This is a genomic window from Kitasatospora sp. NPDC048365, assembly GCF_043200835.1.
GTDB lineage: Bacteria > Actinomycetota > Actinomycetes > Streptomycetales > Streptomycetaceae > Kitasatospora > Kitasatospora terrestris.
This window is the reverse complement of the sequence record NZ_JBICYJ010000021.1, coordinates 71353-85237: the sequence shown is the minus strand read 5'-3', so window position 1 is coordinate 85237 and position 13885 is coordinate 71353. Positions and strand designations below refer to the sequence as shown.

General features: G+C 73.9%; 12 protein-coding genes and 1 riboswitch. Of the genes, 9 read left to right on the top strand and 3 right to left on the bottom strand.

Annotated features, from left to right (window positions below):
* Nucleotides 1–20: 20 nt before the first annotated feature.
* The 5 genes from ACGFX4_RS22100 (at nucleotide 21) to ACGFX4_RS22080 (ending at nucleotide 4788) form a co-directional block, all read left to right on the top strand.
* Nucleotides 21–980 carry an HpcH/HpaI aldolase/citrate lyase family protein gene (locus ACGFX4_RS22100; protein ID WP_393076989.1) on the top strand — a complete coding sequence of 320 codons (960 nt, stop codon included), beginning with the start codon at nucleotides 21–23 and terminating at the stop codon, nucleotides 978–980.
* A 3-nt stretch (nucleotides 981–983) separates the two neighbouring features.
* Nucleotides 984–1481: a MaoC family dehydratase gene (locus ACGFX4_RS22095; RefSeq protein ID WP_354642791.1), complete on the top strand. Its 498-nt coding sequence runs from the start codon at nucleotides 984–986 to the stop codon at nucleotides 1479–1481.
* A gap of 140 nt (nucleotides 1482–1621) precedes the next feature.
* Nucleotides 1622–2824, top strand: a complete 1203-nt coding sequence (locus ACGFX4_RS22090; protein WP_393076986.1) for an acyl-CoA dehydrogenase family protein — start codon at nucleotides 1622–1624, stop codon at nucleotides 2822–2824.
* A gap of 424 nt (nucleotides 2825–3248) precedes the next feature.
* Nucleotides 3249–3926: a phosphatidylserine decarboxylase gene (locus tag ACGFX4_RS22085; RefSeq protein WP_393076984.1), complete on the top strand. Its 678-nt coding sequence runs from the start codon at nucleotides 3249–3251 to the stop codon at nucleotides 3924–3926.
* Nucleotides 3913–4788 carry a CDP-alcohol phosphatidyltransferase family protein gene (locus tag ACGFX4_RS22080; protein ID WP_393076981.1) on the top strand — a complete coding sequence of 292 codons (876 nt, stop codon included), beginning with the start codon at nucleotides 3913–3915 and terminating at the stop codon, nucleotides 4786–4788. The genes ACGFX4_RS22085 and ACGFX4_RS22080 overlap by 14 nt, the downstream gene beginning before the upstream one ends.
* A 61-nt stretch (nucleotides 4789–4849) precedes the next feature.
* Here ACGFX4_RS22080 and ACGFX4_RS22075 read toward each other — a convergent pair whose 3' ends face one another.
* The 3 genes from ACGFX4_RS22075 to ACGFX4_RS22065 all read right to left on the bottom strand — a co-directional run bounded on the left by ACGFX4_RS22075 (nucleotide 4850) and on the right by ACGFX4_RS22065 (nucleotide 8360).
* A complete protein-coding gene (locus ACGFX4_RS22075; RefSeq protein ID WP_393076979.1) occupies nucleotides 4850–6340 on the bottom strand; it encodes a hypothetical protein in 1491 nt (496 codons plus the stop codon).
* Nucleotides 6341–6486: 146 nt separating this feature from the next.
* Nucleotides 6487–7602, bottom strand: a complete 1116-nt coding sequence (locus tag ACGFX4_RS22070; protein WP_393076977.1) for an alpha/beta hydrolase — start codon at nucleotides 7600–7602, stop codon at nucleotides 6487–6489.
* 92 nt (nucleotides 7603–7694) lie between these two features.
* Complete coding sequence (locus tag ACGFX4_RS22065) at nucleotides 7695–8360, bottom strand: transcriptional regulator (protein WP_393076974.1); 666 nt, start codon at nucleotides 8358–8360, stop codon at nucleotides 7695–7697.
* 188 nt (nucleotides 8361–8548) lie between these two features.
* Nucleotides 8549–8688, top strand: a riboswitch (cobalamin riboswitch).
* Nucleotides 8689–8721: 33 nt separating this feature from the next.
* On the opposite strand from ACGFX4_RS22065, the gene ACGFX4_RS22060 reads away from it, so the two are divergent.
* From ACGFX4_RS22060 to cobO, 4 genes are read left to right on the top strand one after another with little or no spacing between them, the layout of a single operon-like run.
* Nucleotides 8722–9663: a cobalamin biosynthesis protein gene (locus ACGFX4_RS22060; protein WP_393076972.1), complete on the top strand. Its 942-nt coding sequence runs from the start codon at nucleotides 8722–8724 to the stop codon at nucleotides 9661–9663.
* A complete protein-coding gene (locus ACGFX4_RS22055) occupies nucleotides 9656–11173 on the top strand; it encodes a cobyric acid synthase (RefSeq protein WP_393076969.1) in 1518 nt (505 codons plus the stop codon). Before ACGFX4_RS22060 ends, ACGFX4_RS22055 begins: the two co-directional genes overlap by 8 nt.
* A gap of 35 nt (nucleotides 11174–11208) precedes the next feature.
* Nucleotides 11209–13260: a putative cobaltochelatase gene (locus ACGFX4_RS22050; RefSeq protein ID WP_393077132.1), complete on the top strand. Its 2052-nt coding sequence runs from the start codon at nucleotides 11209–11211 to the stop codon at nucleotides 13258–13260.
* A gap of 6 nt (nucleotides 13261–13266) precedes the next feature.
* The gene (gene cobO / locus ACGFX4_RS22045; RefSeq protein ID WP_345699482.1) at nucleotides 13267–13872 is read left to right on the top strand and encodes a cob(I)yrinic acid a,c-diamide adenosyltransferase; all 606 of its coding nucleotides are present in this window, start codon (nucleotides 13267–13269) and stop codon (nucleotides 13870–13872) included.
* Nucleotides 13873–13885: the final 13 nt, after the last annotated feature.

The window sequence follows — 13885 nt, the reverse complement described above, 5'->3', positions numbered from 1 at the left end:
CGGAAGGAACCCCACCGCACATGACCGTCAACCGCCTGCGGCCCCGCCGTTCCTGCCTCGCCGTACCGGGCAGCAACCCGCGCTTCCTGGAGAAGGCCCAGGGCCTGCCCGCCGACCAGGTCTTCCTCGACCTGGAGGACGCCTGCGCCCCGCTGGTCAAGGAGAGCGCCCGCCACAACATCGTGGACGCGCTGAACAACGGCGACTGGGGCAAGAAGACCAAGGTCGTCCGGGTCAACGACTGGACCACCCACTGGACCTACCGCGACGTGATCACCGTCGTCGAGGGCGCCGGCCCGAACCTCGACTGCATCATGCTGCCGAAGGTCCAGGACGCCCAGCAGGTCAAGGCGCTCGACCTGCTGCTCACCCAGATCGAGAAGACCATGGGCTTCGAGGTCGGCAAGATCGGCATCGAGGCGCAGATCGAGAACGCCAAGGGCCTGATCAACGTCGACGCGATCGCCGAGGCCTCGCCCCGGCTGGAGACCATCATCTTCGGCCCGGCCGACTTCATGGCCTCGATCAACATGAAGTCCCTGGTGGTCGGCGAGCAGCCGCCCGGCTACGACGCCGACGCGTACCACTACATCCTGATGCGCATCCTGATGGCCGCCCGCGCCAACGACCTGCAGGCGATCGACGGCCCCTACCTGCAGATCCGCAACGCCGAGGGCTACAAGGCGGTCGCCCGCCGCGCCGCCGCGCTCGGCTTCGACGGCAAGTGGGTGCTGCACCCGGACCAGGTCGCCGCCGCGAACGAGATCTTCTCGCCCTCGCAGGAGGACTACGACCACGCCGAGCTGATCCTCGACGCGTACGACTGGTGCACCTCCGAGGCGGGCGGGTTCAAGGGCTCGGCGATGCTCGGCGACGAGATGATCGACGAGGCCAGCCGCAAGATGGCCCTGGTCGTCGCCGGCAAGGGCCGCGCCGCCGGCATGGAGCGCACCACCAAGTTCGAGATCCCGGAGAGCTGAGCCATGCAGTTCGGACGCACCTACGAGGAGTTCGAGGTCGGGGCGGTCTACAAGCACTGGCCCGGGAAGACGGTCACCGAGTACGACGACCACCTCTTCTGCCTGCTCACCATGAACCACCACCCGCTGCACATGGACGCCAACTACGCGACCACCACCGTGCAGGGCCAGAACGTCGTGGTCGGCAACTACATCTACTCGCTGCTGCTCGGCATGTCCGTCGAGGACGTGTCCGGCAAGGCGCTCGCCAACCTGGAGATCGAGTCGCTGCGCCACATCGCGCCGACCTTCCACGGCGACACCATCTACGGCGAGACCACGGTCCTCGACAAGAACATGACCTCGAAGCCGGACCGCGGCATCGTCTACGTCGAGACCAAGGGCTACAAGCAGGACGGCACGGTCGTCTGCATCTTCCGCCGCAAGGTGATGGTGCCGACCGAGCAGTACCTCAAGGAGCGCGGCGGTGACCAGCCCGGTCGCCCCGAGCCCCTCGCGTAACACCCCTCAGGACCCCGGACGGGCAGGCCGCCGTCATCGGCCGACCCCGAACCCGGCCCACGGGGGCTCCACGGAAGTCACGCTTCGTGGAGCCCCCGCCACTCCTCCACCCTCATGCCTTTAGACAAGGGAGCCGCGCGATGGGACGCCTCGCACAGACCGACGGCCTGACCGAGATCCAGCGGGACATCCTCGCCACCGTGCGGGACTTCGTCGACAAGGAGATCATCCCGGTCGCGACCGAGCTGGAGCACAAGGACGAGTACCCGACCGCCATCGTCGAGGGCATGAAGCAGCTCGGCCTGTTCGGTCTGACCATCCCCGAGGAGTTCGGCGGCCTGGGCGAGTCCCTGCTGACCTACGCCCTGGTGGTCGAGGAGATCGCCCGCGGCTGGATGTCGGTCTCCGGCATCGTCAACACCCACTTCATCGTGGCGCACATGATCAACGCGCACGGCACCCAGGAGCAGAAGGACTACTTCCTGCCGAAGATGGCCGCCGGCGAGCTGCGCGGCGCCTTCTCGATGTCCGAGCCGGCCCTCGGCTCCGACGTCTCGGCGATCTCCACCAAGGGCGTCAAGGACGGCGAGTTCTACGTCCTCAACGGCCAGAAGATGTGGCTGACCAACGGCGGCACCTCCAGCGTGGTCGCGGTGCTCTGCAAGACCGACGAGGGCGGCAACTCCCCGTACAAGAACATGACCACCTTCCTGATCGAGAAGACCCCGGGCTTCGGGCCGAACGAGACCGTTCCCGGCCTGACCGTGCCCGGCAAGATCGAGAAGATGGGCTACAAGGGCGTCGACACCACCGAGCTGGTGCTGCAGGACGTCCGCATCCCGGCGAACCGCATCCTCGGCGGCGTCCCGGGCAAGGGCTTCTACCAGATGATGGACGGCGTCGAGGTCGGCCGGGTCAACGTCGCGGCCCGCGGCTGCGGCGTCGCCCGCCGCGCCTTCGAGCTGGGCATCGCCTACGCCCAGCAGCGCACCACCTTCGGCAAGAAGATCGCCGAGCACCAGGCGATCCAGTTCAAGCTCGCCGAGATGGCCACCAAGGTCGAGGCCGCCCACCAGATGATGGTGATGGCCGCCCGCAAGAAGGACAGCGGCGAGCGCAACGACCTCGAGGCCGGCATGGCCAAGTACCTCGCCTCCGAGTACTGCAAGGAGGTCGTCGAGGACTCCTTCCGGATCCACGGCGGCTACGGCTTCTCCAAGGAGTACGAGATCGAGCGCCTCTACCGCGAGGCCCCGATGCTGCTGATCGGTGAAGGTACGGCGGAGATCCAGAAGATGATCGTCGGACGCCGCCTGCTCGAGGAGTACAAGCTCGCCGAGTAGGTGACTCTCCGTAACGACTCGGTGGGGCGTGCGGGCCACGCCGGGTCGCCGCCGGATTCGCAGCGGCCTGGTCAGCCGCGGGGGGTCGATTCCGGTGGTGAGAAAGCGGCCGCAGGGCGCATATCAGCAGGTAAGCGCCCTGCGGCCGCTTCCGCACACCCTCGTGCGACCCCCCGTGCGCCTGAGACGTGGGTCACCCGGGCCCTTCGACCTCTTGGGGAACCGCACCGACCCCGGTTACGGTCGTACACATAGCAGAGGCACACCGGCACAGCCAGGCACAGTTCCACAAGCAGGCGGCTTGCCCACCTACCGCCTGGTCCCGATAGCATCCACCGGGACAGCACAGCCGTCCCCATATCACTCGATCCCCGCGGTGGCCTCCGTCCAGTGGCCGATGAACACCCGCGACTAAAGGTCCTCGATGCCCCTCAGCCCGTCCCCTCACACCTCCGCCCAGGGTCTCGGCCCCGACGGTCGGCGACCCCGCGTGACCATCGCGCGCGGCGCCACCCCGTGGTTCGTGCCCACGCTGGCCACCGCCGCCGTGACGACCGCCCTCACCCGGCGTTCCGGCAAGTGGGCGCTGGCGGCCGTTCCCGCCTGCGCGCTGAGCGCGGGCATGCTGTGGTTCTTCCGTGACCCGGAGCGTGAGATCGGCACCGGCACGGTGATCTCTCCGGCCGACGGTGTGGTCCAGTCCATCGACGAGTGGCCGGACGGCCGCACCCGCGTCGCCATCTTCATGAGCCCGCTCAACGTCCACGTCAACCGCGCGCCGCTGGCCGGCACCGTGACGTCCGTCGAGCACGTCGCCGGCGGCTTCGTCCCGGCGTTCAACAAGGACAGCGACCAGAACGAGCGGGTCGTCTGGCACTTCGACACCGAGCTCGGCGACATCGAGATGGTGCAGATCGCGGGGGCCGTGGCCCGTCGCATCGTGCCGTACGTGGACGCCGGCACCAAGGTCGAGCAGGGCGAGCGGGTCGGCCTGATCCGCTTCGGCTCCCGCGTCGACACCTACCTGCCGGCCGGCGTCGAGGTTGGCGTCCAGGTCGGCCAGAAGACCACAGCCGGGGTGACGCGCCTTGACCGTGACTGATCCTGAGACCCTTGTCGGCCTGGGCGACGAGGAGGAGACCGAACTGCGCCGCCGCCGTTGGGCGCGCGACCGCGAGCTCCGTGCTCCCCGCTCGCCGCAGCACCTGTCCACCGCCGACTTCCTGACCCTGGGCAACGCCGTCTGCGGCTTCCTGGCGATCTACTCGATCACCACCGGGATCCTGATGCCGCACCTGACCGGCGAGTCCGCCGCCCCGGTCAAGCACAGCGCCGCCACCGCGGTGACGCTGCTGCTGATCGGCGCGATGTGCGACCTCTTCGACGGGCTGGTGGCGCGCAAGCTGCGCTCCTCCGCGCTCGGCGCGGAGCTGGACAACCTCGCCGACCTGATCAGCTTCGGTATCGCGCCGGCGTACTTCGTCGCGGTCTGGGGCATCGTCTCCCCCGGCTCCGACCAGCGCCTGTCCGCGCTGATCGCGCTGACCGTGCTGCTCGCGGTGGTGCTGCGGCTGGCCCGGTTCTCGGCCGTCAAGATGCGGCCGGGGATCTTCCAGGGCATGCCCTGCCCGATGGGCGCGATGACCGTGATCGCGATCGTGCTGCTCGACCCGCCGTTCGTGCCGGGTCTGCTGATGATCTCCGGCGTGGCGTACCTGATGGTCAGCCGCATCGAGTACCCGAAGCCGCAGGGCCTGCTGGCCACCGCCACGCTGGCCTGGATCGTCGTCTCGATCGGCTGCCTCGCCTCCTGGGCGGCGGGCCTGCCGGGCGGCGACACGCTGATGCACATCGGCGCGGTCGCGCAGATCACCCTGGCGGCCATGGCGCCGCTGCTGGTGATCCGCCGCAAGGTCGGCCAGAAGGTCGGCGACGTGCGGGCGAAGCGCGCCGCTTCGAAGTAAGGCACGCAAAGACCGAGGGCGCGAAGAACATCGTTCTTCGCGCCCTCGGTCTTTGCGTTGCCTACTTGACGACGCTGAAGGCGCTGCGGCGCGCCGCGCGGGCGACCGCCGGGTCCGGGTGGACACCGGCGACGGCGGTCAGGACGGACGCGGCGCGGGGGTGGCCGGACTGGCGGGCCCGGTTGAAGAGCCGGACCGGCTCGCCCGCCGAGGCGCCCTCGACGTGGCCGACCAGCAGCGCGGTGTCCCCGTGGTCCAGGACGGCGGCGGCGGTGTCCACCCAGAGCCAGGCGGCGTCCTCCGCGCCCAGCACGTCGGCGGGGGACACTCCCCCCTCGTCCAGCTGTTCGGCGAGCCACAGCAGGGCGTAGGGCCGCAGCACGGCCTCCTCCACGGCGCCGCGGACGGCCTGCTCGGCCGTCCCGCCGGCGACCCGCAGCGCCTCGAAGGCCAGACCGCGCACCAGCGCGTCCTCGCCGCGGGCCGCGTCCAGCAGCTCGGCGACCGCCCGGTCGACCGGGCGGGCCGCCACCCAGGCGCGGAACTCGGCCCGGGCCGGGCCCGGGGAGTACGCGGCGCAGGCCTCCAGCAGCTCGGGCGCGCTCTGCTCGATGTGCCCGGCCGCGGTCTGCGCGACGGTGCAGATCTCCTCCAGCTTGGCGCGCACCGCCCAGTGGCCGAGCGGGGAGAGCTCGGCGGCCTCGTCGGCCCGGCCGAGGGCGCCGACGGCGGCGAGGCCGTCCAGCATCCAGTCCAGGACCGCGGCGACGTCGGAGGGGACGTACGGGACGTCGATCTGCGGCTCGCGGCAGGTGCCGCGGACCGCGGAGACCGCGGAGGCGGCGTGCGGGACGGGCGAGAGCAGGGAGACGCCGGAGACGTGCCGGCGCTCGTCCAGGCCGCGGCGCAGCATCTCCAGCAGCTCGCTGTCGGGGACCGGGCCGTCGACCAGGTGCAGGAAGGAGAGCAGCTGCGGGGCGAGGTCCACGGCCTGCCCGGCGAGCTGGGCGAAGACGCCGCGCAGCGCGGCGGGCGGGACGGGCGCGAGCAGGGTCCAGGCGTCGAACAGCGCCGACCAGCCGCGGATCACCGCCTCGTCGTCGCGCTCCCAGGCGTGCAGGCGCCAGCCGGGGCCGGCGCCGCCGTCGCGGAGCTCGACCAGGCCGACCAGCAGGGCCTGTCCCCAGGCCTTGGCGGCGGCGCCGACCGTCATCGCGAGGGCGCGGCCGGCCGCGCGGGCGTCGTCGGGGAGGAGTTCGCCGCGCTTGTCGACGTGCTCCAGCTCGCCGGCCCAGCGGGCGACGCGCACGGCGTCGACCAGCATCCGGCGGGCGAGCGGGGCGAGCTCGGCGGGGGCGGGGAAGCCGTCCGGCACCGGCACCCGGCCGCGGCCGGGCTTGGGGGGGACGCGGCGGCGGACGGCACCGGCACCCGGGGCGCCCGGGGCGGCGCCGTCGGCCCGGTTGGCCGTGCCAGGCAGACGGGTCACCGTCGCACCGCTGCTGAGCGGCTGGTGCGAGGCATCACGGTCGCGCGGGTTCCGAGACGTCACGCCGTGCAGTCTTCCCCGTGCACCGGCCTTCTGTCACATCGGATGCCGCACCGTCTCGGGCCGCCGGGCGACGGGCGGCCCGCAGACCGGGCAGAGCAGGGCGAACCGGGCCGGTGCGTACGCTGACCTGGCATGTCCGGATCAGCTCAGAGCAGCGGGGTGAGGAAGCGCCGGAGCGCCTCGGTGTACCGGTCCGGGTCGGCGTTCCACAGCGCCGCGTGCTCCCCGTCCGGGACGGGCTGCAGGCTCACCAGGTCCTCGCGCCGCGCGGCCAGCCGCCGGGCGGCGGCGAACGGCGCGATCGAGTCGGAGGGGCTGTGCAGCAGCAGGGTCGGCGCGTGCAGGTCGCCGCCGGCGGCGAGCCGGGCGAAGCCCGCCAGGTCCACGCCGGTGCGGCCCCGGGCGGCCAGCGCGCCGAGCTCGGCCAGCGCGGCCGGGATGCCCGCCCGGACGGCCTCCCGGCGGACCGAGGCGTCCCAGTCGAGCACCGGGGAGTCCAGCACCAGCCCGCCGATCCGGTCCGCCCAGGCCGAGCGGGCCGCCGTCTGCAGCGCCATGGTCGCGCCCAGCGACCAGCCGTACAGCACCACCCGGCCGGCGCCCCGGTCCAGCGCGTACCGCACGGCCGACTCCACGTCGCGCCACTCGCTCTCGCCGAAGTGGCTCATGCCGTCGGGCGAGGGCGGCGCGCCCGCGTCGCCGCGGTGGGTCACGGTGAGGGTCGGCAGCCGCAGGCCGTGCAGCAGCGGGAGCACCGGCAGCGCCTGGCTCCGGTCGGCGCCCGGGCCGTGCACCAGGACCACCCAGGTGCCGCGGATGCCCGCGGTGTGCCAGGCCGGCATCGGGCCGAGCTCGCCGGTCACGGCGGTGTCGGTGAAGTCCAGGCCGAGCGCGGTGCGCGGGTCGCCGAGGTGGACCCGGGGGGTGAGGTGGACCTCGGTGCCGACCGTGAGGGTGCCGCTGTCCGCGCGCTCCAGCCGGCGGGAGACGCTCTGCACGTCGGTGGAGAGGATCTCGCCGACCACCGCGTGGCCGCCGTCGGCCCACTCCAGGGCGTAGTGGCCGGGGCGGACCGACTCCGGGCTGCGGGTGATGGTGACCCGGCCCGCGCCGAGGTCGTGGACGCGCAGCGACGCGGGGCCGGTCGGTCCGGCGGGGGCGGGCCTGACGACCCGGTCGGAGACCTTGCGCCCGAGCAGCAGGACCGCCGCTCCCGTTCCGACGGCAGCGGCGGCCACGATCGCGGCGGTTCCCCAACGCATAGCGCTCCCCGGTGGGACGGAGGTGGACTGAGTACGGTCACCAGTCCACCCCGTTCGGCGGTGCGCGGCCAGCGGGGGCGGCCGTTGGGGCGTCAGCGGCCCTCCAGCAGCTCCCAGAAGCGGGTCGCCGGCGGCACCTTCGGCGGGGGCGGCGCGGTGGCGCCCCAGTGGGTGGGGACGAGGTACTCGTTCTGCAGGGCCGCCAGCGCGGCCTCCAGCCGGCCGGGCTCGGCCGGGACGATCCGGGCGACCGCGGACAGCTGGGCCTGCCAGCGGCCGTCCACGGCCTGCTTGAGGCGCTGCTCCAGCTCGGCGGTCCGGTCGGTGACCTGCACCAGCTGGCGCAGGCCGAGCCGCAGGGCCTGGGCCAGCGCCCAGGTCTGGTCCTCGTCGCCGCTCCAGGTCCCGGTCTCCTCGGCCTTCCGGTAGGCGGCCAGGGAGATGCCGATCCGCCGGGCGGTCTGCTCCTGCCCGAGCTCCCGGGCCACCCGGTGGTCCCGCAGCGTGGCGGGCGGCACGCCCATCAGGCTGGCGGGCGGGCACCACAGGGCCCGTGCGAGGGCGATGAACTCCTCCTCGGTGGGCCGGATCTGGCCGCTCTCCCAGCCGAGCACGTGGCCGGGCAGCAGGCGGACGCCGTGGGCCGCCATGCCCTCGGCGACCTGGTCCGGGGTCAGGCCGAGGCCGGCGCGGTGCGCACGGGCGGCGGCCGGGGAGAACGGCACCGGGGCGGGGGCGGGCGGCTGTCGACGTCGCATGGCCCGAACGTACGGGCGCCACCGTCGGGCGACCCAGCCGCTGAAGACACGAAGCGCAGGTCACCGCCCCTGCCGGGAACTGGACGATCGTACGGACGCGGGGGGTGCGAACCGGCCGCCTACTCGGAGGTAGTGACGGCGGGTCGGTGTGACCGACCCCTCCGCGGGCTTGGTTGACTGCCGGTCCGACAGCGTGATGGGATCCTTGGGCCATTACGGAGGCATGCAGAGGAAGCCGGTGCGAGTCCGGCGCGGTCCCGCCACTGTCACCGGGGCGCGATGCGCGACCCCGGGAGCCACGACACTCTCGCCTCCGCTCTCGTCGATCCAGGGCGCGGACCCTGAGTGAGGACACGCGCGCATGCGGGCTGCCCCGTACGTGCTGGGCGCCGTCGCGGGCTATCTCGCGGACGCGCGGCTCGGCGATCCCCGGCGCGGCCATCCGGTCGCCCTGTTCGGCGGTGCCGCGTCCCGCCTGGAGCGGGCGCTGTGGCGCGACCACCGGGGAGCCGGCGCGCTCTACACCGCCGCCTGCGTGGGGACGGTCGCGGCCGGCGCGCTGGCCGCCGAGCGGGCCCTGCGGCACCGGCCGGTCGGCCGGGCGGCACTGGCGGCGGGGGCGGCGTTCACGGTGCTCGGCGGGACCTCGCTGACCCGGGAGGCGCGGACCGTCGGCCGGGCCCTGGAGGCGGGTGACCTCGCGGCGGCCCGGGAGCGGCTGCCGCACCTGTGCGGCCGGGACCCGAGCGCGCTGGACGGGCAGCAGATCGCCCGCGCGGTGGTCGAGTCGGTGGCCGAGAACACCGCGGACGCGGTGGTCAACGCCCTGGTCTGGGGCGCGGTCGCGGGCGCGCCGGGCCTGCTGGCGTTCCGGGCGGTCAACACGCTGGACGCGATGGTCGGTCACAAGTCGCCGCGGCACCGCCGGTTCGGCTGGGCCTCCGCCCGCCTGGACGACGTCGCGGGCTGGCCGGGCGCCCGGCTGACCGCGCTGCTGACGGTCGCGGCCGCGCCGTCCCCGGCCGGCGCGTGGCGGGTCTGGCGGCGCGACGGCTCCTCGCACCCGAGCCCGAACGCGGGCCAGGCGGAGTCGGCGTTCGCGGGCGGGCTGGGCGTCCGCCTCGGCGGCACCCTGACGTACGGCACCCGGGTCGAGCACCGGCCGGTGCTCGGCGGGGAGTTGCGGCCGGTGGCGGTCGCGGACATCGAACGGGCCTGCCGGCTGTCCCGGCGGGTCGGCGCTCTGGCGCTGGCGGTCACGGTCGGCGCGCGGGCGCTGCTGAAGGGAGGCGGGCGTGGGTAACGCCCTGCTGGTCGCGGGAACGACCTCGGACGCGGGCAAGAGCGTGGTCACGGCGGGCATCTGCCGCTGGCTGGCCCGGCAGGGCGTGCGGGTGGCCCCGTTCAAGGCACAGAACATGTCGCTGAACTCCTTCGTCACCGCCGACGGCGCGGAGATCGGCCGGGCGCAGGCCATGCAGGCGCAGGCCGCCCGGGTCGAGCCGGAGGCGGCGATGAACCCGGTGCTGCTCAAGCCCGGCGCGGACGCCCGCAGCCAGGTGGTGCTGCTCGGCAGGCCGGTCGCCGAGGTCGGCGCGCTGGACTACCGGGAGCGCAAGCCGTACCTGCTGGAGCGCTCGCTGGAGTGCCTGGCCGACCTGCGCAGCCGGTACGAGGTGGTGATCTGCGAGGGCGCCGGTTCGCCCGCCGAGATCAACCTGCGGGACCGGGACATCGCCAACATGGGTCTGGCCACGGCGGCGAAGCTGCCGGTGGTGGTGGTCGGCGACATCGACCGCGGCGGCGTCTTCGCCGCGATGTACGGGACGCTGGCGCTGCTCTCCGCACAGGACCAGGCGCTGGTGGCGGGCTGGTTCGTCAACAAGTTCCGCGGCGACGCGCGGCTGCTGGCGCCCGGCCTGGAGATGCTGCGCGAGCTGACCGGCCGTCCGGTGCTGGGCACGCTGCCGATGCTGAGCGGCCTGTGGCTGGACGCCGAGGACTCGCTGGACCTCACCACCGTGGTGGCGTCCGGCGCGAGCGCCGGACCGGTCGGCGCGGACGTGCTGCGGGTGGCCGTGGTGCGCTTCCCGCGGCTGTCGAACTTCACCGACCTGGACGCGCTGGCGCAGGAACCGGGCGTGCTGGTCCGCTGGGCGACCCGCCCCGAGGAGCTGGCCGACGCCGACCTGGTGGTGCTGCCCGGCACCCGGGCCACCGTCGCGGACCTGGCGTGGCTGCGCGAGCGCGGCATGGAGGCGCCGCTCAAGGCGCGGGCGGCGGCCGGACGGCCGGTGCTCGGCGTGTGCGGCGGCTACCAGATGCTCGGCCGGGAGATCGTCGACGAGGTGGAGTCCAGGACCGGCGGCGCCGAGGGCCTCGGCCTGCTGCCGACCCGGGTGGTCTTCGGCCGGGAGAAGGTGCTGGCCCGTCCGGTCGGCGAGGCGTACGGGGAGCGGGTCGAGGGGTACGAGATCCACCACGGCGTGGTGACGGTCGACGACTCGGCGGAGGAGGCGTTCCTGGACGGGTGCCGGGTGGGCGCGGTGTGGGGCACGACCTGGCACGGGGCGCTGGAGAACGACGGCTTCCGCCGGGCGTTCCTGCGCGAGGTGGCGGCCGTCTCCGGCCGGGCGTTCGTGCCCGCGCCGGACATCTCCTTCGCCGCCGCCCGCGAGGAGCGCCTCGACCGCCTCGGCGACCTGATCGAGGAGCACGCGGACACCGACGCGCTGTGGAAGCTGATCGAGGGCGGAGCGCCGGCCGGAATGCCGTTCGTGCCGCCAGGAGCCATTGGGGAGTCCGGCAAGTGACCGACGTCCGTTACCCGTTCACCGCGATCGTCGGAATGTCCGACCTGCGGCTGGGCCTACTGCTCAACGCCGTCTCCCCCGCCGTCGGCGGCGTGCTGGTGCGCGGCGAGAAGGGCACCGCGAAGTCCACCATGGTGCGCGCGCTGGCCGGCCTGCTGCCGGAGATCGCCACCGTGCCCGGCTGCCGCTTCGCCTGCGACCCCGCCGCGCCCGACCCGCAGTGCCCCGACGGCCCGCACGACGCGGCCGACGCCGACCTGCGGCCCGCCCAGCTGGTCGAACTGCCGGTCGGCGTCTCCGAGGACCGCGTGGTCGGCTCGCTCGACCTGGAACGCGCGCTCGCCGAGGGCGTCAAGGCGTACGAGCCCGGCCTGCTGGCCAAGGCGCACCGCGGCGTGCTGTACATCGACGAGGTCAACCTGCTCCAGGACCACCTGGTCGACCTGCTGCTGGACGCGGCCGCGATGGGCCGCTCGTACGTCGAGCGCGAGGGCGTCTCGGTGCGGCACGCGGCCCGGTTCCTGCTGGTCGGCACGATGAACCCGGAGGAGGGCGAGCTGCGGCCGCAGCTGCTCGACCGCTTCGGCCTCACCGTGGAGATCGCCGCCACCCGGGACGCCGCCGAGCGCGCCGAGGTGGTCCGCCGCCGGCTCGCCTACGACGCCGACCCGGCCGGCTTCGCCGCGCGGTTCGCAGTGGAGGAGCGGGAATTGGCACAGCGGATCACCGCCGCCCGCGAACTGCTGCCCTCGGTCGAGCTGACCGACGGCGCGCTGCGGCAGATCACCGCGGTCTGCGCCGCGTTCGAGGTGGACGGGCTGCGCGCGGACATCGTGATGGCCCGCACCGCCGTCGCGCTGGCCGCCTGGGCGGGCCGCACCGAGGTGCTGGAGGAGGACGTCCGCAAGGCCGCGCAGCTGGCACTGCCGCACCGGCGGCGGCGCAACCCCTTCGACGCGCCCGGCCTGGACGAGGAGCAGCTGGACCGCACGCTCGCCGAGCACGCCCCCGAGCCCGAGGAGCCGGAGGAAGGCCCCGAGGACGACGGCCCCGGCGACGGCGGCCCCGGGCCCGACGGCGGTGGCCCGGACGGCGGCGCCCCCGAGCCCTCGGACGCCCCGGACGGCTCCGCCGCGGCCGACCCGACCGCACCCACCGAGCCCTCCGCCCCCGGGGACGCCGTGCCGCCGCAGGGACCGGGCGCCGCTCCCAAGGAGACCGCCCCGGTCGCCGCCGGCGACCCGTACCGGACCCGGCTGTTCAAGGTCGACGGCACCGGACGCGGCGCACAGGGCCGCCGCTCCCCCGCCGAGACGGACGCCGGGCACACCATCCGCGCCCGCCGCCCGCAGGGCCGGCTCGCCCGCCTGCACCTGAGCGCCACCCTGCAGGCCGCCGCCCCGCACCAGGTGGCGCGCGGACGCGACGCCCGGGCCCTGGTGCTGCACAAGGACGACTTCCGCGAGCAGGTGCGGCGGGGCAGGGAGTCCAACCTGGTGCTGTTCGTGGTGGACGCCTCCGGTTCGATGGCGGCCCGGCAGCGGATGACCGCCGTCAAGGGCGCCGTGCTCTCCCTGCTGATGGACGCCTACCAGCGCCGCGACAAGATCGGCATGGTGACCTTCCGCGGCACCGGCGCCGACCTGGCGCTCCCGCCCACCTCCTCGGTGGAGGTCGGCGCCGCCCGCCTGGAACAGCTGCCCACCGGCGGGCGCACCCCGCTCGCCGCCGGGCTGCTGCGCGCCCACGAGGTGCTGCGGATCGAGCGGATGCGCGACCCGAACCGCCGCCCGCTGCTGGTCGTCGTCACCGACGGCCGGGCCACCGGCGGCCGCGACGCCCTCGCGCAGTCCCAGCGGGCGGCCGGGCTGCTCGCCGCCCAGGGCATCGCCTCCGTGGTGCTGGACTGCGAGTCCGGCCCGGTCCGGCTCGGCCTCGCCCGCACCCTGGCCGGCCACCTCGGCGCCACCGCCGTCACCCTGGACGAGCTGCGCGCCGAGGGCGTCGCCTCGCTCGTCCGCGACTCCCGCTCCGCCTCCTCCCGTTCCGCCTCCTCCCACTCCTCCGCTCCGCGAAAGGCGGCCTGATCCGCTATGCCCAAGGGTGTTGCCGAGAACGTCCCCGACGACGGCCTGACGACCCGCCAGCGCCGCACGCTGCCGATCACCGCCGTGCACACCGGCCCCGGCAAGGGCAAGTCCACCGCCGCCTTCGGGATGGCGCTGCGGGCCTGGAACCAGGGCTGGCCGGTCGGGGTGTTCCAGTTCGTCAAGTCCGCCAAGTGGAAGGTCGGCGAGGAGAACGCGCTGCGCGTGCTCGGCGCCTCCGGCGAGGGCGGCACCGTCGACTGGCACAAGATGGGCTCCGGCTGGTCCTGGATCCAGCGCACCAGCGAGGCCGAGATGTCCAGCGAGGAAGCCGCCAAGGAGGGCTGGGAGCAGGTCAAGCGCGACCTCGCCGCCGAGACCTACCGCTTCTACGTGCTCGACGAGTTCACCTACCCGATGCACTGGGGGTGGATCGACGCCGACGAGGTCGTCGCCGTCCTCAAGGACCGCCCCGGCAGCCAGCACGTGGTGATCACCGGCCGGTACGCGCCCGAGGCGCTCACCGACTACGCCGACCTGGTCACCGAGATGACCAAGGTCAAGCACCCCATGGACGCCGGCCGCAAGGGCCAGCGCGGTATCGAGTGGTAGTTCGTTGAACCCG

Bases quoted from the DNA above. Each gene is read 5' to 3' on its own strand.
- ACGFX4_RS22090 (WP_393076986.1), top strand. From the start codon at position 1,622: ATGGGACGCCTCGCACAGACCGACGGCCTGACCGAGATCCAGCGGGAC.
- ACGFX4_RS22065 (WP_393076974.1), bottom strand. From the start codon at position 8,360: ATGCGACGTCGACAGCCGCCCGCCCCCGCCCCGGTGCCGTTCTCCCCG.
- ACGFX4_RS22100 (WP_393076989.1), top strand. From the start codon at position 21: ATGACCGTCAACCGCCTGCGGCCCCGCCGTTCCTGCCTCGCCGTACCG.
- ACGFX4_RS22050 (WP_393077132.1), top strand. From the start codon at position 11,209: ATGTCCGACCTGCGGCTGGGCCTACTGCTCAACGCCGTCTCCCCCGCC.
- ACGFX4_RS22095 (WP_354642791.1), top strand. From the start codon at position 984: ATGCAGTTCGGACGCACCTACGAGGAGTTCGAGGTCGGGGCGGTCTAC.
- ACGFX4_RS22060 (WP_393076972.1), top strand. From the start codon at position 8,722: ATGCGGGCTGCCCCGTACGTGCTGGGCGCCGTCGCGGGCTATCTCGCG.
- cobO (WP_345699482.1), top strand. From the start codon at position 13,267: ATGCCCAAGGGTGTTGCCGAGAACGTCCCCGACGACGGCCTGACGACC.
- ACGFX4_RS22070 (WP_393076977.1), bottom strand. From the start codon at position 7,602: ATGCGTTGGGGAACCGCCGCGATCGTGGCCGCCGCTGCCGTCGGAACG.
- ACGFX4_RS22085 (WP_393076984.1), top strand. From the start codon at position 3,249: ATGCCCCTCAGCCCGTCCCCTCACACCTCCGCCCAGGGTCTCGGCCCC.